The sequence below is a fragment of the Paenibacillus sp. CB74 genome, assembly GCF_055687625.1.
Map to the genome: position 1 here is coordinate 219,848 of NZ_CM146009.1, position 22,749 is coordinate 242,596.

A 22,749-nucleotide genomic window follows, 5' to 3' on the forward strand; every position below is an offset into this window, starting at 1 on the left:
AGTTATCTGGATGATGAAACCGTGGGGGCTTGGAACATGAACAAAACGGAGCGGCAGCTTGCAATTACGCTTGAATTGCAGCGAAGAAAGATGTTAAGAGCAGAAGATTTAGCGGCTCAATTCGAGACAAGTGTACGTACGATATATCGAGATATCCAGGCATTAAGTGAAGCTGGCGTTCCGATCATGGGAGCTCCGGGTCATGGGTATTCCTTGATGGAAGGATATTTTCTGCCCCCGGTAAGCTTCAGCGCAGAAGAAGCGGTATCCCTGCTTATGGGAGCTGATTTTATTGAACAGAGATTGGATACGGAATACGCGATGCAGGCTAAATCGGCTCAACGGAAAATTGAAGCCATCTTACCTGAATCCGTTCGTAACGAGTCCACACGTGTCCGGGAAACGATGCGAACGCTTCATACGCTTGAACCCTTAACTCGAGTGAGGGTGAAGACATACCTTAACCAGATTCGTAATGCCATTTTGGAGCAACGGAAGATCAGCTTTATGTACCTGAAGAAAATGCCGGGAGCGGATGGCACTCGCTATAACATGCGTGAGGTTTCCCCCTATGGACTCTCACTTGTCCAGGAGAATTGGGTATTGATCGCACGTTGTGATCTGCGGCAAGACATTCGTCATTTTCGTTTGTCGCGCATGACTGAACTTTCCGTGCTGGAGGATCAATTCCTTTTGCCGCCAGATTTTGATCTAAACAGTTATCGACCTCCTGACGACCGTAACGAACACGTATTCATTCGGGCTAAACCTGAGATTGCTGACAAAATTATGGAGGCCCTTCATTTCTATATGGATGCATTTGAGGAGGAAGAGGATGGTGTGAATTTTCATTTTCGTGTCCGCCATCCGGAGGAAATATTACATTATTTGCTTGGCTGGGGTGGGGATATCGAGGTCTTGGAGCCGGAGTCTTTACGCTTTCGAATGCAGGAAGTCGCCAAAAACATCTTAAAACACTACTGACATACACCTGTCAGTAGTGTTTTTTTATACTTTGATATATCACAGATCAAGAGGAATTGGAGTTGGTTGCGGGTGAGAAGCACTACGGAAGTATTGAAATCATTGGAAACGAGTGTAGAGAGATATTTGGCAGAACTGAACAACTTGGATATGGGTAGTTTACTTAAAAAACAGAGTGAGGAGGAATGGTCCATTGGACAGATGTATGTACATTTGATTCAATCAGCGCTTTTCATGCATCTTCATAATGTTGAGCAGTGTTTGAGCAGCAAGGATTCGGCGTTAAACTCGGATGAGGAAAAAACAGAACTGGGTAGGCAAGTGTTTGAATCTGGACACTTCCCTCCCGTTCCCGTTAAAGTACCTGCTTCCCCGCAGTACACCCCGCAACCACCCGAGAGTATGGATTCGTTGATCGATGGTCTTCACATGGTCGTGGAACGGATGAGGAGTATAGAACCTCTTGTAAACCAAGTATCGGTAAACAACAAAACACGCCATCCAAGGCTTGGCGCTCTAAACGCTAAGGAGTGGTTTTTATTAATAGAAATGCACTACAGACATCATTTTTTACAATTGGATCGATTGATATCGAATCTGTAAATGTAAACGAGAGAAGGGGATGGGATGTATCTATGAAACCAAATCAGGACAGTAGATATTGGATTGGTGTTGTATCTGCTTCTCATGTGAATGTAGCCGTAGAGGGAGGGTTTGCGCAGCTGTGCCATGGCAAGTCAGCGATGTTGCGGCAGATGTCCGCGGGTGATTGGATGATATACTATTCTCCTCGCACAGACATTTCAACAGGCAAGCCACTTCAAGCTTTTACCGCTATTGGTCAGATTATCGACGACAGGGTTTACCAATATCAGATGTCGGAATCCTTTGTACCCTTTCGCCGAGATCTCCGTTATCTTCCATGTCGAGAAGTCAAGATCGCAACCTTGTTAGACCAACTCAGTTTTACGCGCGGCAATCGCAATTGGGGGTTCCCATTTCGTAAAGGTCACTTTGAGATTGGGGCTGAAGACTTCATGATGATAGCTTCCTTCATGTTGGAAGGTGAGACACAATCACTACTGTATATTAGCTCAAGCCAGAAATGTTAACCAAACCAAAAGGCCCATAGATTGCCTATGGACCTTTTTGCTTTATGGATAATCATATCCCCCACTGTTGATATTACATTTACAAAGACGCTGGCCTTTGTTGTTATTAAGGTTTAAATTCAAGTGGAAAGGTCAATAAAAGCTCTGTAAGCAACGCTGTACAATCCACTGAAAACCAGTACAATTGAACCTATAAGAACATGAGATAAAGAGAGGTATTTCTCCATGACGGATACAAGTGGGAATCGCAAAGTTGACGGCTATCTAAAGAAACTCAAAACGTGGAAGGAAGAGTCCGCGAAGCTGAGAGAGATTATTCGAGATTTTGACCTGACAGAGGATATGAAATGGATGCATCCTTGTTATATGCTTGATGGAAAAAACATCGTTCTCATCCATGGATTCAAAGAGTACGTCGCCATTCTGTTCTTCAAAGGTGCTCTGCTGAAGGATACACACGGCATTTTGGTTCAGCAAACGGAGAATGTACAGGCAGAGCGCCAGCTTCGCTTCACCAGTCTGGAGCAGATTGTGGAGCAGGAGGCTATGATCAAAGCCTATATTCAGCAAGCGATTGAAGTGGAACAGGCCGGACTGCAAGTGGAGATGAAAAAGACTGCCGAATATAGCGTTCCTGAGGAACTTCAGCAGCAGTTCGATGAAAATCCTGCTTTCCGAGATGCATTTGAAGCACTCACACCCGGACGGCAGCGGGCCTATCTCTATTATTTCTCACAACCGAAGCAATCCAAAACAAAAGTGTCACGAATTGAGAAGTACATGCAGCCGATCCTGGAGGGCAAAGGATTGAATGATTAAGGTCTTTGCTTGATAAAGGTATCTACCATCCAATCAAAGAATCTTTGTTTCTCTTCATAATGTGGGTAATGAGCCGAGTTTTTATAGGCAATGAATTCCTTTTGATTTCCTTCAATCTGGTCAAAAAACATCTTGGCGGCATGGGATGAAGTCATTAAGTCGTAATCTCCCATGACAAAATAAAAGGGCAGGTTCAGCTTCGTGATCAAGGATGGCAAAGGACGGCTCAGGGCTTCACTTATCAGTATTTCTTGCGAATAATTGATCCCTTTATTAAAACGAATGGCATCCAGCATATTATATTCTTGGCTGAACGTCATTCCCAGAAAGCTGGTGTCAGGGCTGTCCATCAACCTTGATGTGCCTCCATAACGTTTAACAATATCTCGCGGCGTGAATGCCTGTCCTTGTTGGATCGGTTCATAGATCTGCTCCAACTGGTTTATGTCTTCATAATTATCAGCCAGTTGAGCTTGCTCCATAACGTAATTCCATCCGTCCATCTCGCTCTGTTGTGTATCTGCCATCTGACCGATCCCAATGTAGGCTTCATATTTATCGGGTGCTCGATGCGCAGCAAGAGTCCCTATGTATGTTCCGAACGAATGGCCCATCAGGATTCCCTTTTTCTTCCCCAGACGTTGAGTAATATAATCCGTGACAGCCAGTGCATCTTCAACTAGCACATCAGCTGAGAGATTGGAATAGTCCTCGAAAAAATGATAGGATTTGCCGCTTGCTCTCTGATCATAGTTCACAATCGTAAACTGAGATTCTAACAAATCTTGGACCTTTTTCGCGTACGGAAGTTCAGATGCCCCCGGTCCACCGTGTAAATACAGGATAACGGGGTTGTCCAGATCCTGTCCTCTGATCATGATTTCATGTCCGGTACCATTGATTTTAACTTGTTCCAATACATGAATAGGGTTTGTTGCTTTTATTTTTGGTGTCCATGTTGGAAAGTAAAGAACTGCGAGTGATAGGGTTAGAGTCGTGACACCAAGCCACAAACCTGTTTTCTTCATTTTGTTCATAGGTCATGTCTCCTCTGGTTCAATGTCTTGAAGTGATTATTTTTCATAAACTCATAACTCTATCTTACGTGATTCGTCATGGATTCAAATCGTACGCCAGATTGAATCTGTTCTCCGTCTCAGGTTGGACATAAAAGGCCCTCAGTCCTGATGAACAGGACCAAGGCCGCCAAGGGTACTTCCGCATAAAATGGAAAAACAATTGATCAGTATACCAAGCATGATTTCACTCCTGAATTCGCCAAACTGAGTTTAGAACATCGTCGACTTCTTGGATTCTTGTGACAGATGGTGTTTGAATTAGATTTCCTCTGACCATAACCATCGAGATGTCTGACAAGGCCTCAATATGTTCCAGCGGATTTTGCTCCATGATGATCAGATCGGCATGTTTCCCGATATCCACTGTCCCTGTAACATCATCAACACCCAGGATCTTTGCATTGGTTCGAGTCACCATGTCGATGACCTGTTTGTTGTTCAGGTTGGTCTGTCTCATGTAGTGGTCCATCTCCCTCCACATATCATAGTGAGTCACGTAAGGCATGGCGGCATCATTACCGATCCCGATGATGATGTCGTTTTCGATCGCTTGTTTTACACCTTTGAGCATGGAATCGTAGACGAGTCTGGAATTTTCTTTTACCGTTGCACTTACCTTCGTTACGCTAGTATCCAGTGAAGCGGATGGATAGGCGGCTTGCAGGGTGGGGATGAGTGCGGTGTAGCCATTCAGGGCATTGGGATTATTTTTGAACAAACCAATGATTTCGTCGTCCATCTCCGAACCGTGCTCGATCGTATCGACGCCACCTTGTAACGCAACACGTACACCTTCCATGCTTTCCACATGGGCTGCTACCCGCAGGCCAATCTTATGCGCTTCGTCACAGATCGCCGCAACTTCGTCCACTGTCATCTGTAAACGTCCAGCTTCGCCAACCATCTTTGCATCCGTCACGCCACCCGTCACACAGATTTTGATCAGATCTACACCGTGTTTTACATTGATGCGCACATTTTTTCTGGCTTCCCACGGAGAGTCTCCCACAAGAGCCAGGAATGGAGCGCCACGTCCGTCTGAGACACTTAGGAAAAACCCAGAGACAAGCAGATTAGGACCGACAAAGTCGCCGTTATTAATCTCATCCCGCAGCTGAACGTCGGTATAAAAGAATTCTCCCACACTACGCATCGTTGTCACACCCGCATGTAGAGCGGTCAGCGTGTTGCGTTTCATGCGTCTTTTCAAAACGTTCCGGCCAAACTTCGTGTTCAATATCCGATCATAGGCAAACTGCAACAATCCTTCACTGACCGAGAGACTGAACGGTTTATCATCTGCAAAGAGGTGCGCGTGAGCATTAATCAGGCCAGGCATACCATAGGAAACAATTCCTTAATAGTTAATGGCTGGTTCGTTATTAAAACAGCCCTTTTTGGAGGGGGCGTCAAGGGGGATTTCTTGATGAACTTCGACCTTATAGCGTTATTAGCTTTACCGAGATGACTTTGATAAAGGCTAACGCGATTTGAGTTGAAGGATATTACAAAAAGTGAGTAAATATATATATATTATTGATAGTAAGAATTGCAGCATGAAAAAATACCTAATTATAATATGAAAAATAATCTAATAAAAATGGTATTTTTTCATTTTACAAAAAGGTAATATGTTAAAAAGAATGGTGGAAATTGTAATAAATTGAGTTGTGTAACATTAACTGAAGTGGACGAGGTGTGATTTATGAGCATCATTGATGTAAACGGTATCACAAAGGTTTATCGGCAATACAAAAGATTTTCGGGATTGGTTGGCTCTCTGAGAAGTCTAGTTACTAGGCAGTATACGGAGGAAGTAGCGGTACGTGATATCACTTTTTCGATAAAGGAAGGAGAAGCAGTAGGTTATCTAGGTCCAAACGGTGCGGGCAAATCCACCATGATTAAGATGATGACGGGGATATTGGTTCCGACTTCTGGCCAGCTAAGGGTTCTTGGTTCGATCCCACATGAAGCAAGGCAGAGCAATTCTCAAAATATTGGCGTTGTGTTTGGACAAAGAAGTAATTTATGGTGGGATCTTCCGGTTCGTGATTCTTTTGATCTTCATAAATACATATATAAGCTCTCAGACTCCACATATCAAAAAAATCTGAACTACTATTCCGACCTCCTAGCGTTATCCTCATTTATTGAAAAGCCTGTTAGACAATTAAGTTTGGGTCAAAGAATGCGAGTGGAAATCGCAATGGCTTTACTGCATGATCCCAAAATTTTATTTCTAGACGAACCAACGATTGGTCTGGATGTCATTGCCAAAGAACAGATTAGGGAATTTCTAAGGATGATTAATCGTGAGAAGAAAGTCTCCATTGTTTTGACGACTCATGACATGAAGGATATTGAGGAAATTTGCCAACGAATGATTGTTGTGAACAAAGGCAATATGGTTTATGACGGATCTGTCGAACAACTTCGAACAACGTTGGGTGATCAGCGCCAGGTTATCATTTACTTCCGGGAAGAGCCAGGCGTGATTGATATACCCGGGATTAAACTAATAAAGGACGAAGGGTTAAGAAAAACGTACTTATTTGAAAAAAGCGACAGGACCGTATTTGATTGTGTGAATCAGATCGCTAGTGAACATGCAGTTGAAGATGCTTCTATTGAAAGCGCAGACATAGATTCGGTCATTCGGAAACTCTATAGAAAATTGGACGAAGAAGATAGAGCAAATGAGTTGTGAAAGGAGGGCCTGGGTTGAAAACGTATATTATGTTTGGTGTAAAAACATTCTCGAATCAACTTTCATATCGTTCTGAAGTTTGGCTAAGATTGCTCGGGAATTTTGTGGCTATTTTGATTCTGACTGAGATCTGGAGAGCAGTTCTAGGGAATGGAGAGATTGAAGGCATAGGTGTAGAGCAAATGATTACATATAGCATTATCAACACGTTGCTTGCTGCCCTGCTACTTACCGGAATTAGTGCAAAAGTGGATAACAGTCTAAAAACAGGTTCAATCGCTTCGGAACTTATTAAACCTCTTTCTTATCCTCTACATCTATTATCTGAGGGACTAGGGAATTCATTCTATCAGTTGGTGTTTACTTCTATTCCTTCTTTATTCATCGCATGGTTTTTCTTTGGTTTTCTTCCTCCAGCTTCGGCAATTCATTTTCTGTTTTTTTTGATTGCTTTAATCCTGGCATTGGCCATTTCGTTTTTGTTGGGGTACCTTATATCTTTATTGGCTTTTTGGCTCATGAATCACTTTGCATTAAATTGGATGTTGGGCGGATTCATCACGATTTTTTCAGGTTCCTTTTTACCCTTATGGTTTTTTCCGGATTCGTGGGTGACCATAACCAAAATGCTTCCTTTCCTGTACCTGGGATATCTTCCTGCTGCAATCTATTTGGGAGCGGTCACGATTCAGGAGATAGGAACTTTTATTATTACAGGTCTAGTATGGACTGCGGGGCTGACTCTTCTTGTGTGCTGGTTATGGAATAGGGCGATCAAGCGTCTGGTGGTCCAAGGTGGATAATGTAGCTGTAGAGAGGCTGATCTAAATGACATTGAAACTTTTTGGGAAATTAGTCTTTTTGTTAACTAAAGAAAGAATGGAATATCGCGGGGACTTCTTCCTTGCAGTTATTGCTCAAATCATTAATTATACCGGAGATTATATTATTATTTGGCTGTTTCTAAGAAAGTTTGATACTCTGGCCGGTTGGTCCTGGCCTGAAATTGCGTTGTTGTACAGTCTGGGGCTGTTCACTTACGCACTAGGAGCCTCTTTTTCATTTGTGCAAATGCGGGACCTTGAGAATCAAGTGAAGAATGGGACATTTGATTCAATATTGATCAAACCCGTGAATCCATACCTATACTTGGTATGCAGGGGATTCAACTTGGGATACCTTGCACATGTGGCGATATCAGGGTCTGTGCTGCTCTGGGCACTCTTTAAGTTAAACCTGAATTTATCCGGGGCTGAAGTGCTGTACCTTATTCTCTGTATCATTGGCGGGGCCATGATTCAGGCTGGATTCATGTCGGTAATCGGAGCCGTATCCTTTGTTTGGATTAGAACGAATTTTTTGTTCACCTTATTTTTCAAATTTAAGGAATTCATATCGTATCCACTCCCTGTATTCGGTACATTCATACAAGTACTTTTAACGTTTGTCATTCCATTTGCGTTCATCAATTTCTATCCTGCTGCATTCTTGCTTACCAAAGGCACCGCGCTGTTGTCATCATGGACGATGTGGATTGTACCTGTGATAGGTCCTCTGGTTTATTTGCTTGGTTACCGTCTGTGGATGCTCAGCGTGAATAAATATCAAGGTGCAGGAGGTTAAGTCTGTGGAACAAATAAAGGAAGCTATCTCGAATCTTTTACCTCAAACGGACAAAATGGGAGTCATCCAATTTGTCAGGCAACATCGATTAGAGAGTTTCGTTAGTGCTCGATTTGAGGGTGTTTATACAAAAGAGTTAGAGATTGATCTATATAACATCAAGAAGTTGAATGAGGATAAATTAGCTTTTTTGAATGGGCTTGGCCATTGTATAACAACCTATGCGACAAATGGAGACCCCATCCTTCCTTGAGGGCGAGCCGTTTATAGTCAGTGTCTTTGACGATATCAACGAAACTCTTGATTTTTATTGGAATACCTTAAATAGGGAAACCAAAGTAGCTGTTTTAGCCAAATATATTCATGTTGAGAACGGGAAAGTCACCATTAACTGCATTAATAAGCGTTCATACAATGGAATTACCCAATCAAATTATCGTAAAAAGTCGACAATTAAGTGTTGTCGACTTTTTATATGTTTCTGTGATAGTTTGTCTTAAGCTATAGACACGAATGAGTTAATTTTGTTCTTACATCTCATTCTCAACCCGAACTTAAGCATAAGAGATCGGGACAAATAAGGCAGGCAGTTGATTCAATACCTTGATCTTCGTAATCTTCAAAATATTTAACCTTGTACAAAGCGCCAAGATGCCGCCAATCATAGTAATATCATTCATGATGTTGGACAAGATGTTCTCAAAATTAATCAGTTGCCCAATGATACCGCCTATGGTGAGGAAAATGATAAACATAATCTGATATTGACTGTTGGATATGCTGTTCATGGTTGTACTCGTGCCTATGATGAGCGCGCTGATTCCAATCACTTGATTGAGTATGGACTTGTATCCGTCATTCATGAACTCTTGGAGAGGACCCCACGGGTACTTCCGCATATAATGAAAAACAATTGAAAATATACCATGCATGATTTCATTCCTGATCCTATTTTTAATTCTGAATTCACCAAACTGAGTTTAGAACATCGTCGACTTCTTTGATTCTTGTGAAAGATGGTGTTTGAATTAGATTTCCTTTGACCATGACCATAGAGATGTCTGACAAGGCTTCGATATGTTCCAGCGGATTTTGCTCCATGATAATCAGATCAGCATGTTTCCCGATATCCACCGTCCCTGTTACATCATCAACACCCAGGATCTTTGCATTGGTTCGAGTCACCATGTCGATGACCTGTTTGTTGTTCAGGTTGGCCTGTCTCATGTAGTGGTCCATCTCTCTCCACATATCATAGTGAGTTACGTAAGGCATGGCGGCATCGGTGCCAATCCCGATGGTAATGTCGTTTTCGATCGCTTGCTTCACGCCTTTGAGCATGGAATCGTAGACGAGTCTGGAATTCTCTTTTACCGTTGCACTTACCTTCGTTACGCTGGTATCCAGTGAAGCGGAGGGATAAGCGGCTTGCAGGGTGGGGATGAGTGCGGTGTAGCCATTTAGGGCATTGGGATTATTTTTGTACAAATGAATGATTTCGTCGTCCATCTCCGAACCGTGCTCGATGGTATCGACGCCACCTTGTAATGCAACCCGTACGCCTTCCGTGCTTTCCACATGGGCTGCTACCCGCAGGCCAATCTTATGCGCTTCGTCACAGATCGCCGCAACTTCGTCCACTGTCATCTGTAAACGTCCAGCTTCGCCAACCATCTTTGCATCCGTCACGCCACCCGTCACACAGATTTTGATCAGATCTACACCGTGTTTTACATTGATGCGCACATTTTTTCTGGCTTCCCACGGAGAGTCGCCCACAAGAGCCAGGAATGGAGCACCATGTCCGCCTGTGACACTTAGGAAAAACCCAGAGACAAGCAGATTAGGACCGACAAAGTCGCCGTTATTAATCTCATCCCGCAGCTGAACGTCGGTATAAAAGAATTCTCCCACACTACGCATCGTTGTCACACCCGCATGTAGAGCGGTCAGCGCGTTGCGTTTCATGCGTCTTTTCAAAACGTTCCGGCCAAACTTCGTGTTCAGGATTCGATCATAGGCAAACTGCAACAATCCTTCACTGACCGAGAGACTAAACGGTTTACCATCTGCAAATAGGTGCACGTGGGCGTTGATTAGTCCAGGCATTACGTATTTCCCTGAGAGTTCGATTGTTGTGTAGTGATTCGGGATAAGCAGCTCATGATCTCGGCCGATATCCTGAATGAGACCTTGCTCATTGACGAGAATCGTCATGTTTTTTTGCAGATTGCGGCTTGAGTCGCCGTGGATCAGATTGACGTTTTTCAAAGCATAAGCGGTGTTCATATTGTGTTCCTCCTTAGAATGGTGAGTGAAGCTATGTAAGTTGAATGATTGGGATGTACACTTATCACTCCGATGACAGAACAACCTTCGGATCGCTGTTATCCCCAGATTTTTTTATACCCTCTTATTAGGGGAAATCCGGTGATAAATGCGAGCGCTTCGCTTCCTCTAGTTATTTCTGTCCTCTCCGTTATCGTGTAAATGTAGGTTCAACTTAAATAGTTTGGTAAATGGTAAATATCCAACTTAAAAATGAATTATAAATTCATTTTTGGATCAAAAAAATAGAGCGACTTAATGTTAGATATTTTTTGTGTGCAAACCAAGTGAAAATGAACTGATCTGCACGCTTTGTCTACCCGGTAAAAGTGATGAGAAGAAGCGTTATTCGTTGAGGCTCTTCATGCCGTATAGTCTGTATACATACAACGCTTCGAATATTTGCTTCCGGCTGTCCTCACTCATATCTCGCTTCAATAGATCCAGGTTCATGTCGATCACATTGTGCGCGAGGATGTTCAGCAAGATCATGTTCTCCTCGGTGCCAATCTCATACCGTTTATATTGGTTCTTCAGATAGGCCTTCTTGGTTTCGATCATCAGCTCAACAAGTTCATTTTTGGCGTTGGTGTAGATGGTGCCTTTATTCTTTTCAAAGATGATGACAATCTGATTCCGGTATTTACGTAGCACATCCACCTGTTCCTGCAACAGCGCCGACTTTCGCTCGCTATCCGTTTCATCGAACAGGGTCTGATTATCAAAGTGAATCGTCTCCACCAGCACATTTTTCAGATAATCCACCAGATCCGGCGGCACGACAGCGTAGAATAGTTCTTTCTTGTTTTTAAAATAAGTATAGATATTGCCCACGGAAATATGGATCTCATCCGCGATATCGCTCATCTTGGCATCCACATAGCCTTTTTCAAAAAAGACCTTGAGCGCCGCGTATTCAATCTCTTTCCTGACTTCGTCTTTCTTGGCTTGCACCATCGGGAACGACTCCTTAATAGTGAATGATTGGTTCGTTATTAGGATAGACCTTTTTGAGGGGGGTGTCAAATCGGGGAGGAAATTCCAACAGTAATGTAACAAATATGCTACCTAAGTTGTAGCTAAGTGGATATTTTTTATATTGTCGGACTTGAATACAAGAAAAATTAAGCAGCCTTAGTTCAGTCGAATATTGAACCAAGGCTACTTAGGGAACTGTTTCAAAACATCTACTTTGTATAGAAGGGGATTGTTTAGATTGAATTATGAGATTCATTTATAAGTTATCAGAGCAAAATTAAAATACGACTAACTTCCGTTGATTGCTTCGGTTGCCCCAGCAATATCTCTACTGGTTGGAAAAGATGCTGTTGAAGTCGAATATCCATACATTAGCTTTCCTTGATTATTATCACTATAAAGATCATTTAATCCAATAGCATGACCGAGTTCATGTGTTAAGGCATGTGAATTTTGGGCAGCTGTTCTAGAAGACATAATTGATGTGTTCATTCCTAAAGTCCAAGCATATAAATGTCCGTTAACGTCAGAATAATAATTACCAAAGTAAGCAATGGTACTCGTGTTAGGATCAGTGTATTTAATAACTCTTCCGTTAGTAGACTCAGTATTAGTTTTTGTAATATTAACTACACCAGTAGTATTCCACCTTGAGGCTCCGTTACTGACATATCCAGCGTATGTTGAGTCAACATTTTGGAGATTATAAGTGAAACTTGAAGAACCTTGATGATTGTTACAATCAACAGAGTATCCAGAAGATTCTCCATTCGGGTGACAAGTATTAGGAGACTTATGTGCATATGCATTTATAGGAACAAGAGTTGATAAAAGAAGAGAAGTTATTGACAATTTTACTAGGAATTTTCTCATAATCTATACCCCATTTCTTTCTCTTTGTTAAATTATTTAGTTACTGATTCTATTTTCTTAATGAATTCTTCTTCGTTGAGCACTTGAGTGTTAGGCGTTTCATTGAGATTTAAAGTATGGTTGTTCTCAACATCATAAAGTTCTTTGTCAATATACCCTAATTTTTCAACAGTGTTATTTCTAATATTTTTATACATATTAGTCTCTTCACCCAGTATCCAATAAAGGTTTGGATATTCTTCTGCCACGGAACCAACAGCTTTTTTCAAGAATAGAATATATTCTTCATTTTCTTGGAATAACGGATTATCATTAAACAAGACTTCACTATTACCTTGTTGCATATACTAATAGTTTCTGATACTAGTGTAGGGTCACTTTTTTGTGTACTTAGAATTTGAGCATTAAATATACTTTTAGGCACGGGTTCGGTAAGTTCACCAAGGTTTTCACGTAATACTACTTTGACAATTAAATCTGCTTGTTTAACCCCATCCTCGAAGGGAAATACCTCTAGTTGACCTTTGAAGGTTTTCTTTTCATCCGTTTCTTGATTATTAATAGGTCCTGAAGTCTGAGCATCCCCATTAACGACTGACCCTGAATTCCTTTGATCAAGTGTACCTGAGTAAATCATTCCTCCTGCCATTAAAGAGAGTATGACTGTTGAAAAAACTAATTTTTTATTCATAAAGCTAACCTCCAATCTAAATTTATGTTCTTTCCAATAATTAGACGGTGGAACTTCTAGAAATGTTTAACATATTTATATAAAAAATTGAATTAATGATTTTTATGTTGGAAATCTATAATAATAATACTTCATAAAGCCGCATGTGTAGCAGGCAAAACTTAAAGATTACTATAAATTCATTCAGTCAAATAGATGATTACTGTTAATAAACAATGATGCGAATAGGAATACAATGGTACGTTCTCACGTACCACATCTTTACTAGTGATATGTTACCCTGTCCTTAACAAAGGAGTGGTGACATGCCAAGTACCAACAGCGAAGACTTCGCTTCGCACTACGCACAACTCGTAAAGCAAGAAGACGATTACATCGATCAACTGGTCACATGCAACAAACTCATCCTAGACGCTATGGACATCATCGCAAAGCAGGCAGGTGTGCTAGACATGGGTACCGTGAAACAAGCAGCATATCACCTTCATTCCATGGAACAGGATCTAAACCGAAAGTTATTTGAAGTCCGACTGGAGAAGAGCATCTTGGCAAATCAAATAAGCTAGTCTACATAAAGTCACCTTAACTAAAGGACAGTACAGGATCAGACAAGATGATCTTGAACTGTCTTTTTGCCTTCTTATCCAAACTTTTTTCGCTCTCAATTAAGCATTGACTTTCCTCCCAAATCCCCCTACACTTCAATTATTAAAATACTTTTAAAAACTTTCATTGAATAGTTCGAAATGATCGAAAGGAGGCATATAACTAACGATGTTACCCACATCACACAACACCCAACAGGTTAAGCGCATTAACGTTGAATTGGTAAAGAACACACTCAGATCCATGGGAGTTGGCACGAAAGCTTCCATTGCGAATTTGACGAAACTCAGCGTTGCGACATGCGGCACAATCCTGAATGAATTACTCCAAACAGGTGAAATTATCGATCTAGGTCCAGACGAATCGAGTGGGGGGAGACCTGCCAGTCGGTATCAATTCAATGCGGACTACGCCAGTGTGCTGTGTCTGATTATTCGGACAGAGGGCGGCATTCACTCGATTACACATACATATGCCAATCTGAACGGAGAGATGGCGGACGAACAGACGCTCATTTTGGAAGAGATTAATGTAACGGTGGTAGAGGATCTGATTGCAAACCTGATCGAACAACACCACAATGTGCAGGCGATTGGTATCGGGATACCTGGTGTGGCACACAACGGTGTGATTGGGATTTGCGATGTACCGGAGCTGATGTATCAGCCGCTTGGGCCAAGGCTTAAGGAACAATATGAAGATGTAGAAGTGGTCATTGGCAATGACATGAACCTGACGGTCTACGGACTATACAACCAGCAGCAGTTTGAGGAAGAGAAGAATTTCGCGGTGGTGACTTTTCCGGAGAATCATTTTCCGGGTGCAGGTTTTATCATTGATGGTCGTCCGCTGACCGGGAATACCCAATTTGGAGGCGAGGTGTCCTTTTTACCTTTTGGCGTGTCACGGGAAGAGCAGTTGCGAATGTTGAAAACGACGGAAGGGTTGCAGGAACTCGTCACAAAGACGCTGATCTCCATCATTGCGATTATTAACCCGGCAGCGATTGTTGTTACGGGCGATACAATGGACCCGGCTATGCGGGATGACCTGTTACAAGGCTGTCGGGATCACCGGATCCCACAGGAGCATATGCCTGAATTGATCATCCAGAGAGACACTAGGCGCGAATATGTGACGGGGCTAGTCGCTGTTACACTGGAGAGCCTGACCTACCGCATTCAGGTGGTTGAGAAGCAGTGGTAAAGGAACTGAACGTCGATTAGAAGGATGATTTCCTATCTGATCGAATAAAATTGTAGTAATCCTTTATATAAAATGAACTATTTCATTAAACAGGTAACGGAGAGGACAGAAAAAACCTGAAAAAGCGAAGCGGTCGCCTTTATCACCGGATTTTCCCTTTGAGAATAAGAAATCGAAAAAATATGGGGATAACAGCGATTGGAAGGTTAGTCTGTCATCGGAGTGTCCAAGTTAATGACCCTTGTTTCAACTTATATAGACACAATGGAGGAACTTATTTTGAATCAGCAAGCAGATACACAAGGCAACAAACGAAAGTTCAACAAGCTGTACGCCATGCAGCTGGCAACGATCTTTTTGGGATTTATCGTATTTGGGATATCGGAAAATATTAAGGGGCCGGCCATTCCGCGTATTCAATTCGACTTCAATCTGGATGAGAAACAGCTCGGCACGTTACTGTCCCTGAATGCACTGGGCTATCTGATCGCCTGCTCGTTCACGGCTATACTGGTTCGCAAATGGGGCATCAAGGCGGTTAGCATCATATCGTTTGCATCGATGATCCTCTCGGGTGTGTTCATTTACATGTCTCATAACTATCCGCTCTTTGCTTCATCATACTTCTTCATGTACATCGGTAACGGCATGCTGGAGATTGCTTTGGCGATTCTGGGTGCACGGATCTTTGTGAAAAATACAGGTACGATGATGAACCTGTCCCACTTTTTCTATGGGCTTAGTTCAACGGTAGCGCCATTGCTGGCGACAGGGGTGATGTCGTTGAGCGTGTTCGGACATGTACTGGACTGGCGCGGCATGTATCTGGTGATGTTATCACTCTGTCTGCTGCCGATCATTGCGGCGCTGCGCAGTAAATTTCCGGGGGATGATCTTCCTCATGAAGATCGGACCTCGCTCAAGACGTTAACACGTGATCCAGCCATCTGGCTGATGGTGCTCATTCTTTCTTTTGGCGTGGTATCGGAACTGGCGGTTGGGGGTTGGCTCGTTAACTTTCTGGAGAAAGCCTATACGTGGGACACGGTGAAAGCTTCGGGGTTACTGTCAGCATTCTTCCTTACGTTCTCGCTTGGACGTTTGCTGCTGGGTCCTCTAACGGACCGGATCGGATTTGTACTGTCGCTTATAATCTTCTCTGCGTTCTCGGCCATTTGTACGTTTATTGCGCTTGCCGGAGGAGAGGGTCTCGCCATCTTCTTTGCCATCTCGGGTGCGGGTATAGCGATGATCTATCCAACAGTCATGGCGTTTATCGCACGCAGATATCCAAACGGCAGTGACACGGCGATTACGTTCACAGTTACCCTGATGGGGGTCGGCAGTGTCATCGGTAACTATGTGATTGGCTGGGTCATTGAAGGTGTGAAGAATATATACGGTTCAACGACTCAGTTGGGACTGCTGCGCGGGCTTCAGGCGGGATATGGATTCATTGGATTATGTGCGGTGATCTGTGCGGCATCTGGTGTAGTGTTATATGTGTATTTGAGAAGAAGGCAGGAATTGATTTAGAAATCAATTGCAAAGATAAAAGCCCCACTGATCTCCATGATCGGTGGGGCTTTGCATATGAATATATGAGTAGATTAGTAACTCCTATGACTTGTTCAAAGCCGCTCTTCTTTTCCAACGTTTCAGAAGCACGTACAATCCAAAAGCGCCCAAGAAAACCACCGCTGCCGGAACGATATAAGGTTTAACAATCTCATCCACGTGCTCCCATTGAGAGCCTAATTTGAAGCCTAAGTAGATGTATAATGAGGTGATCGGAAGCATGGCCAGGAATGTAAAGAGACTGAATTTGAACACATTCATCTTCGCCATACCGCAAGGGATGGAGATCACGGTCCGAATGCCGGGAACAAAACGGCCATAGAAAGCGACCCCGCTGCCATATTTCTCGAAGAACGTATCGGAGGCGTCCAGATGATGAGGTTTAATCAAGAAATACTTGCCGTATTTTTCGACCATAGGTCTGCCGCCGTACCGTCCCAGGGCATATAACGTCAGAGGGCCAAACGTTCCACCTACGGTACCCGCCAGTATAGCCAGCCACAGTTTCATATCTCCAAGGTACACCCAATATCCCGCCATGGGCAGCACGAGTTCAGCAGGTACGAATTCAAACGACAAGGCAATAACGAGACCTGCGTACGACAAATCTTTGAAAAAAAGTATAAATTGCGTGATCCACTCCGTCATGCTTTCCCTCCACAAATCTATCTATTTTTTATAGTTTAGAGACACTCCTATACCAAGAGTAACAATAGCGAATAGAGCTTGTCAAAACTCACACGCATATCCGATTAAGCCCGTCACGGCGGGATATGTTAGGTCATACATAAGCGATATCTCATTCGACATGCGTTGAGCAGGCGGTCGGTCTTCGAACAAGATGAACTCCATATCACCCTGCCCCTAACACCAATATAACACTCTGAAAATGTTTCCAAATATAGCGTGATAAAACTATCACTAGCTTCTTCACCATCCTGTACATAAAGAGAAGGAGATCAGAACATGACCGAAACTTCGATTATCGACCAGATCTATATTATGGTTGAATACAATGTATCCTTTTATTGTTTCATGTATATCATATAGATATACAACTGTAGGGAGGTGAGGTATAATTGGAGCATCAATCAAACGAAAGGCGTGGGATTGCCATGACTACAGCCACACTTAGCAAATGGGGAAATAGCAGTGCAATTCGTATTCCTAATCAATTGCTTAAGCGTCTTAATCTGGAAGAAGGCTCGGAAATCGAGATTTTGGTGACAGAAGATAATGAATTGTTGTTGCGTCCAAAAACCAAGCCTGTAGAGTCCAATGAGGAACTACGTAACCATCTAAAGACTTTGCTCTCTAAAGTGAAACAGGATACAAGACATGAAGAAATAGACTTTGGCACTGAAGGGAACGAGTTACTTTGATTATTCCCAAGCGAGGCGATCTGATATGGCTTGACTTTGATCCTCAAGCGGGTCACGAGCAAGCCGGGAGACGACCGGCTATTGTTCTATCGGAACTTGAATTCAATGAAATAACGGGTTTTGCCGTTGTAAGTCCCATAACGAGCCAAGCCAAGGATTATCCTTTTGAAGTTACACTACCAGAAGACCTGCCATTTTCAGGTGTTGTTTTGACAGATCAGTTGAAGAGTCTTGATGTGCGGCAACGACGTATCCAAATTGCGGGACATGCCGAACCAACCTCTGAATTTATGAAATCAGTTCTACGCAATGTCCGTTCTATATTGGCATAATTGAAAATTAGTAGCTGATCATATTCCTAAATCCACGTCTAACTAAAAGACGTGGATTTTTTCTTTCATATCTAAGTAGCTTCATCCATCCTTGACGCTTCGAATAAGAGCTTCCGAAAGGCACTTATAAGTTGATAAGAAAGATTTTTAATCCTCTGAAAATGCTTCCAAATATAGTATGATAAGACTATCACTAGCTTCTTCACCATCCTGTACATAAAGAGAAGGAGATCCGAACATGACCGTAACTTCGATTATTGATCAAATTCACATTATTGAATACGATCCCTCTTACGCTGCCGCACTCGCGGATATGTGGAACCGCAGTAATGAGAGCTGGGGAGGTGGCACCAACCTTAGAACAGAGGAAACGGTTCGCCGCGAGATGGAGAGTTCGTCCAATCTTCACGCATTTCTAGCCGTTCATGGGAAAGAGGTGGTGGGCTTCTGCAGTTTTGCTCACTACCGCTATGACGAGAGAGCGTTATATGTACCGCTGCTTAACGTACGCCCCGACTATCACGGGTATAAGGTCGGACGCAACCTGATCCTGAATGCTGTGCGCAAGACCGTAGAGGCCGGATGGCCCCGTCTGGATCTGTTCACATGGGCAGGCAATACGAAGGCTGTACCAATGTACAAGAAATGCGGATTCTTCTGGGAGAAAAAAGATGAAAATGTGCATCTGATGAATTTCATTCCCACCATCTTGCAGACCGAAGCACTCGCTCCATATTTCGAGGAGCTGGATTGGTATGCAGACAGCACGCGTGAACTCGTCGTCGAGCCGGATGGCCGACGGGAGCGTGGGTTTGATTTCTTTGACTATACGTGGAAAAAGGGAGAGGTCTCCCTGCGGGCTGAATTTGAAAAGTCGGGTCGCGGGCTGACGGCCCTCGAAACACCGGATTACGAGATCGCTACAGAGGTCGATGATCATGATCTGGTTTTCGGTTCCAGCTACAAGGTTCGCTATCGCATCAAGAACACTTCTGCGTCCGATCTGGCGGTTGAGATCAAGGGTGAGGATAACAAAAATATTCGATTTGCGCTAGACGTTGCACGAACAGTGGCTCCGGGAGAAACCATTACCGTGGAAGGTGAGTTTCACCTTGATCCGATTACAGAGGAACAGAATAACAATAAGACCCATCCCGTTGTTGCCAGCACATGGCTGATCGGTGGTAAGAAAGCGGAGTTCAGGTTAGGTATTGCCCCGAAATTTCCGGCCAAGATCAAGACCGTTTTGCCCGTGAAGGAGCTCTATCCAGGTATCCCGGCGGAGTTAATTCTGAATGTGGAAAATAATGTGGATGCAGAAACAGAGTTCAGCCTGAACCTGCCTGAGGATGAATTCCTTGAATGGGCGGAGCGTTCGATACGCTTTACGGTGCCTGCCAAAGGCAAAGTGTCTGTGCCAGTACGCTTCACCTTGCGTTCATATGGTCTATATTTCCAAGAAGTAGAAGTGAAGGCTGTCCCCGTGGGGAACCATGCGATCTCTTTTACAAGCAAAATTTCTGTCCTGATGAAGGGAATCGAGGGCAAATATGGCGGGCAAATTGAGGATCAATGGGTGGCCGTCAATGGCGCATTCTCGCTCCATATGAACAAGCATGATAACGTCATGTGGATTGAATATCCCGGTTCCCGTCATTCATTCTGGTGGACTTATCCGAAGCTGGGTAAGCCGTTTGCTGAAGAGTTATCCAAGAAACAAGCCAAAGAAGTGAATATTTATCCCGAAGGGGAACGTCAGGTTCTCGAAGCACGGTATGACTCGGAGGACTTCCCGGGCTTACAGATTAAGTCCGTGGTCAAGCTGTCTGCGAATGGAATCGCCGAATTCCACCACGAAGTTGAAAATACACGAGATACTGCCTGGGAAGAGGATCTGTATCTAATGAATAACTTCGGGTTCTATGGTAACAGGTTGATCCTTCCTTATCAGGGGCGCTTCGTGGATATGGGCGATGATTATGCGGGTGATCCGAACCATTGGAATAGCTCACAGATTACGGAGAACTGGCTGTTCTGCAAAGAAGAGTATGGCGCGTGCGGCATCTATTGGGACCCTTCCCTGAAGCTTCTTCGTCCGGAATACACGCTGGGGTTGCAGCATGAACTGGGACGTTTGGAGGCAGGGGCTGTAGCACGAACCAAGGAAACGGTGTTTGCTCTGAACACGTTTGCCAAATGGCATGATTTCCGTGCATTTGCCAGGAAGCAGCGTAACCCGGTCATTCCTTTGCTAGACAGTCATCTGGATCTGACACTCAGTGAGGGGAATCCATTTGCCCCGGATGTGCTGCAAGCAACCTTGACTGAACATAAACTGGTTCCGCTTGCGGGCAACCTGGAGCTGTATGTACAGCAGGGTAGCGAACCGGAGGTTATGGTAAAAGCGAAGGAATTCAATCCGGAGCAGAATCTAAACTCCGCCAAACTGACATTTTCACCGGACGAAGTGGATCGCCAACAGCACGTGAGTGGTTGGAAAGTTCGTGGGCTATACCGGGGCGAAGATCGGATTCAGGTGCGAACGGCGCTTTGGTTCCCGCAGACCGGAACAGAGGTGAAGCAGAAGATTGAAGAAGGTTCTTCGGGACCTGTATACACTGTAGACAATGGCGTATTGTCGATCGCCGTTGCTCCAGAATTCGGCAGTGTCGTACACTCACTGAAAGTTGCAGGCGAAGAATGGCTGGACAGCTCGTACCCTGAACCGGCTCCACGCTCATGGTGGAATCCGTGGTACGGCGGGTTGGGAGTGGCGATCCCGGGCATGAATGGTTTCAGCCGCCAGTTGGAACAGAGAGTCGCTTCCTGGACAGAGCAGAAGGATCAATACGGCAACGTCTGGAAGGGCATTAAACTGACCACCCGGATTGAGAAGCATGAAGCGAATCGGGGAATCACAATTCACCAGCATTATCTGATGCTGCCGGGTGTTCCTGTGCTCTGCACGCTGCTTGCGGTGACAAACGAAAGTGGCCTGACGCTGACGGATTACTCGCTTGCGGAGGAACGTTTCCTCCAGCCTTCATCTGTATTTGCGGAAGGATGGATAGAGCAACCGGGCAAAGATCGATTCCCATTAGGCAAAGTAGATGTGGGCCTGCCACTGGAAGACCTTTTGCGAGTCGGATCGGTTTCGCGTAAAAACATGTTGCATGCGGTCCATCGTTACCCGAATCAGAGTGCATGGGCTTTTGCCAACAATCAGGTGACGGGTCTGCACGTGAATCATCATCTGACACTTCATCACGGGGAGACGGTCTGGACGGAGCCGACATATCTTGTCCTGGGACCCATCCCGCTGAGTTCAGCGGATGTGCATGACCTTCTGAAACTGAATTTTGCAACTTCTACCGATAAAAAGGAGGCTTCACATGCCGATCATTGATATTCATATTCATCTGTCGGACATCGAGAGCTTTCACCGAACAGCAATCGATCTGTCCAAAGTGGATTACTCAGCCGCAGGTCTTAAAGCGGAGTTTGATAAAAACGACGTCATTCTGGGCATTGGAATGGGGGTTACGGAGCAGACGAAGGGAGCATTCCCGGATTCCAGTTCCCCCAACCCGATGAGGCTTGATTTGGAGAAAAAGGTTCCGTCATTCCTCATGGAGTGCGTGGGCATTAATCCTAATGCGCTGGATGGAAAAAATGCTCAGGATGAGCTTGACCGGATTGAAGCTAGACTGCAATCCCCTGAGGTAGCCGGAATCAAACTCTATGCCGGTTACTATCATCACTATGTGTATGACAAAATCTATACCCCTGTCTATGAACTCGCAGCCAAGTACAACTTGCCTGTTGTGATTCATACAGGAGACACATACTCCATGAACGGGTTACTCAAGTATTCGCATCCACTGACGGTGGATGAATTAGCACTTCAGCAGCGCGGTGTGAACTTCATGATTTGTCATCTGGGCGATCCCTGGGTGATGGATGCGGCTGAAGTGGTGGCGAAGAATCCGAATGTGTATGCGGATCTGTCCGGTCTTGTGGTGGGGGATCGACCTCATTTTGAACGCTTCATGAACGAGCCTTTGTTCATGGATCATTTCCGTCGGGCCTTGGTCTATTCGGATCATTACGAGAAGATGCTGTTTGGCACGGACTGGCCGCTTGCCCCTATCGACCTGTATGCCGAGTTTGTCCGCCGACTTGTACCGGAACAGCATCATGATAAGGTGTTCTACGAGAATGCCTTTGGGTTGTTTCCACGTATTGGACAGCGGATTGCAGATCTGGGTTAAAAGGGAAGTAATGAAACTTTAATATTTGAGGGGATATCATCCGTGTATGTCATTCATGGAAGATGCGAGGTTCACGCTAAATCCCTGCCATGTAAGCTCCTGCCACTTTGCTGGCAGGAGCTTTTTGGGTTCAGGAAAACTGAATTTATTTCTGAGAGGCTCCATGTTCATCTGTTA

General features: G+C 44.1%; 24 protein-coding genes. 15 read left to right on the top strand and 9 right to left on the bottom strand.

All coding sequences use genetic code 11. The annotated features are described in order from the left end of the window. Window positions 1-36: 36 nt before the first annotated feature. The 4 genes from ACX9NY_RS00970 (at window position 37) to ACX9NY_RS00985 (ending at window position 2,915) form a co-directional block, all read left to right on the top strand. Complete coding sequence (locus ACX9NY_RS00970) at window positions 37-984, top strand: helix-turn-helix transcriptional regulator (RefSeq protein ID WP_472476728.1); 948 nt, start codon at window positions 37-39, stop codon at window positions 982-984. A 72-nt stretch (window positions 985-1,056) separates the two neighbouring features. Next, window positions 1,057-1,587 carry a DinB family protein gene (locus tag ACX9NY_RS00975; protein WP_472476729.1) on the top strand — a complete coding sequence of 177 codons (531 nt, stop codon included), beginning with the start codon at window positions 1,057-1,059 and terminating at the stop codon, window positions 1,585-1,587. Window positions 1,588-1,619: 32 nt separating this feature from the next. Continuing rightward, entirely contained in the window at window positions 1,620-2,096 is a 477-nt protein-coding gene (locus tag ACX9NY_RS00980) for an EVE domain-containing protein (protein WP_472476730.1), read from the top strand. 225 nt (window positions 2,097-2,321) lie between these two features. Then, window positions 2,322-2,915 (top strand): YdeI/OmpD-associated family protein, encoded by a 594-nt coding sequence (locus ACX9NY_RS00985; RefSeq protein ID WP_339297702.1) that lies wholly within the window; start codon window positions 2,322-2,324, stop codon window positions 2,913-2,915. Here ACX9NY_RS00985 and ACX9NY_RS00990 read toward each other — a convergent pair. Both ACX9NY_RS00990 and ACX9NY_RS00995 read right to left on the bottom strand, forming a co-directional pair. After that, window positions 2,912-3,952: an alpha/beta fold hydrolase gene (locus tag ACX9NY_RS00990; protein WP_472476731.1), complete on the bottom strand. Its 1,041-nt coding sequence runs from the start codon at window positions 3,950-3,952 to the stop codon at window positions 2,912-2,914. The two genes, ACX9NY_RS00985 and ACX9NY_RS00990, sit on opposite strands and share 4 nt — an antisense overlap. A 226-nt stretch (window positions 3,953-4,178) precedes the next feature. Continuing rightward, window positions 4,179-5,333, bottom strand: a complete 1,155-nt coding sequence (locus ACX9NY_RS00995) for a metal-dependent hydrolase family protein (protein WP_472476732.1) — start codon at window positions 5,331-5,333, stop codon at window positions 4,179-4,181. A 366-nt stretch (window positions 5,334-5,699) separates the two neighbouring features. On the opposite strand from ACX9NY_RS00995, the gene ACX9NY_RS01000 reads away from it, so the two are divergent. From ACX9NY_RS01000 to ACX9NY_RS01015, 4 genes are read left to right on the top strand one after another with little or no spacing between them, the layout of a single operon-like run. Next, window positions 5,700-6,704, top strand: a complete 1,005-nt coding sequence (locus ACX9NY_RS01000; RefSeq protein ID WP_124115777.1) for an ABC transporter ATP-binding protein — start codon at window positions 5,700-5,702, stop codon at window positions 6,702-6,704. A 14-nt stretch (window positions 6,705-6,718) separates the two neighbouring features. After that, window positions 6,719-7,507: an ABC transporter permease gene (locus ACX9NY_RS01005; protein ID WP_124115778.1), complete on the top strand. Its 789-nt coding sequence runs from the start codon at window positions 6,719-6,721 to the stop codon at window positions 7,505-7,507. A 25-nt stretch (window positions 7,508-7,532) separates the two neighbouring features. Beyond that, on the top strand, window positions 7,533-8,327 hold the full coding sequence (locus ACX9NY_RS01010; RefSeq protein ID WP_150365926.1) for an ABC transporter permease: 795 nt from the start codon (window positions 7,533-7,535) through the stop codon (window positions 8,325-8,327). Window positions 8,328-8,331: 4 nt separating this feature from the next. Beyond that, window positions 8,332-8,580 carry a hypothetical protein gene (locus ACX9NY_RS01015; RefSeq protein ID WP_472476733.1) on the top strand — a complete coding sequence of 83 codons (249 nt, stop codon included), beginning with the start codon at window positions 8,332-8,334 and terminating at the stop codon, window positions 8,578-8,580. Window positions 8,581-8,881: 301 nt separating this feature from the next. Here the strand turns inward: ACX9NY_RS01015 and ACX9NY_RS01020 are convergent, their stop codons facing one another. The 6 genes from ACX9NY_RS01020 to ACX9NY_RS01045 form a co-directional block, all read right to left on the bottom strand. Further along, window positions 8,882-9,259 (bottom strand): DUF554 family protein, encoded by a 378-nt coding sequence (locus tag ACX9NY_RS01020; RefSeq protein ID WP_472476734.1) that lies wholly within the window; start codon window positions 9,257-9,259, stop codon window positions 8,882-8,884. Window positions 9,260-9,293: 34 nt separating this feature from the next. Further along, on the bottom strand, window positions 9,294-10,616 hold the full coding sequence (locus tag ACX9NY_RS01025) for an amidohydrolase family protein (protein WP_472476735.1): 1,323 nt from the start codon (window positions 10,614-10,616) through the stop codon (window positions 9,294-9,296). 384 nt (window positions 10,617-11,000) lie between these two features. Then, window positions 11,001-11,612, bottom strand: coding sequence for a TetR/AcrR family transcriptional regulator (locus ACX9NY_RS01030; protein ID WP_472476736.1), 612 nt, complete (start codon window positions 11,610-11,612; stop codon window positions 11,001-11,003). Between the two features lie 309 nt (window positions 11,613-11,921). Continuing rightward, window positions 11,922-12,506 carry a zinc metalloprotease gene (locus tag ACX9NY_RS01035; protein ID WP_339256779.1) on the bottom strand — a complete coding sequence of 195 codons (585 nt, stop codon included), beginning with the start codon at window positions 12,504-12,506 and terminating at the stop codon, window positions 11,922-11,924. 32 nt (window positions 12,507-12,538) lie between these two features. Continuing rightward, entirely contained in the window at window positions 12,539-12,775 is a 237-nt protein-coding gene (locus ACX9NY_RS01040; protein ID WP_472476737.1) for a hypothetical protein, read from the bottom strand. Then, the gene (locus tag ACX9NY_RS01045) at window positions 12,772-13,197 is read right to left on the bottom strand and encodes a hypothetical protein (protein WP_472476738.1); all 426 of its coding nucleotides are present in this window, start codon (window positions 13,195-13,197) and stop codon (window positions 12,772-12,774) included. Before ACX9NY_RS01045 ends, ACX9NY_RS01040 begins: the two co-directional genes overlap by 4 nt. A 305-nt stretch (window positions 13,198-13,502) precedes the next feature. Between ACX9NY_RS01045 and ACX9NY_RS01050 the strand changes: the two genes are divergently transcribed. The 3 genes from ACX9NY_RS01050 (at window position 13,503) to ACX9NY_RS01060 (ending at window position 16,545) form a co-directional block, all read left to right on the top strand. Continuing rightward, window positions 13,503-13,763 (top strand): hypothetical protein, encoded by a 261-nt coding sequence (locus ACX9NY_RS01050; RefSeq protein ID WP_472476739.1) that lies wholly within the window; start codon window positions 13,503-13,505, stop codon window positions 13,761-13,763. Window positions 13,764-13,971: 208 nt separating this feature from the next. Continuing rightward, window positions 13,972-15,009, top strand: a complete 1,038-nt coding sequence (locus ACX9NY_RS01055) for an ROK family protein (protein ID WP_472476740.1) — start codon at window positions 13,972-13,974, stop codon at window positions 15,007-15,009. Window positions 15,010-15,345: 336 nt separating this feature from the next. Further along, window positions 15,346-16,545, top strand: coding sequence for an MFS transporter (locus ACX9NY_RS01060; protein WP_472479179.1), 1,200 nt, complete (start codon window positions 15,346-15,348; stop codon window positions 16,543-16,545). 84 nt (window positions 16,546-16,629) lie between these two features. Here the strand turns inward: ACX9NY_RS01060 and ACX9NY_RS01065 are convergent, their stop codons facing one another. After that, on the bottom strand, window positions 16,630-17,235 hold the full coding sequence (locus tag ACX9NY_RS01065; RefSeq protein ID WP_192133401.1) for a DedA family protein: 606 nt from the start codon (window positions 17,233-17,235) through the stop codon (window positions 16,630-16,632). Window positions 17,236-17,666: 431 nt separating this feature from the next. Here ACX9NY_RS01065 and ACX9NY_RS01070 point away from each other — a divergent pair, with 431 nt between their 5' ends. From ACX9NY_RS01070 to ACX9NY_RS01085, 4 genes are all read left to right on the top strand, one after another. After that, window positions 17,667-17,969, top strand: coding sequence for an AbrB/MazE/SpoVT family DNA-binding domain-containing protein (locus tag ACX9NY_RS01070; protein ID WP_017687001.1), 303 nt, complete (start codon window positions 17,667-17,669; stop codon window positions 17,967-17,969). Beyond that, window positions 17,966-18,301, top strand: coding sequence for a type II toxin-antitoxin system PemK/MazF family toxin (locus tag ACX9NY_RS01075; protein WP_339256770.1), 336 nt, complete (start codon window positions 17,966-17,968; stop codon window positions 18,299-18,301). Before ACX9NY_RS01070 ends, ACX9NY_RS01075 begins: the two co-directional genes overlap by 4 nt. 238 nt (window positions 18,302-18,539) lie before the next feature. Beyond that, window positions 18,540-21,707 carry a GNAT family N-acetyltransferase gene (locus ACX9NY_RS01080; RefSeq protein ID WP_472476741.1) on the top strand — a complete coding sequence of 1,056 codons (3,168 nt, stop codon included), beginning with the start codon at window positions 18,540-18,542 and terminating at the stop codon, window positions 21,705-21,707. Beyond that, window positions 21,694-22,572 (top strand): amidohydrolase family protein, encoded by an 879-nt coding sequence (locus tag ACX9NY_RS01085; protein WP_472476742.1) that lies wholly within the window; start codon window positions 21,694-21,696, stop codon window positions 22,570-22,572. Before ACX9NY_RS01080 ends, ACX9NY_RS01085 begins: the two co-directional genes overlap by 14 nt. Window positions 22,573-22,749 lie beyond the last annotated feature (177 nt).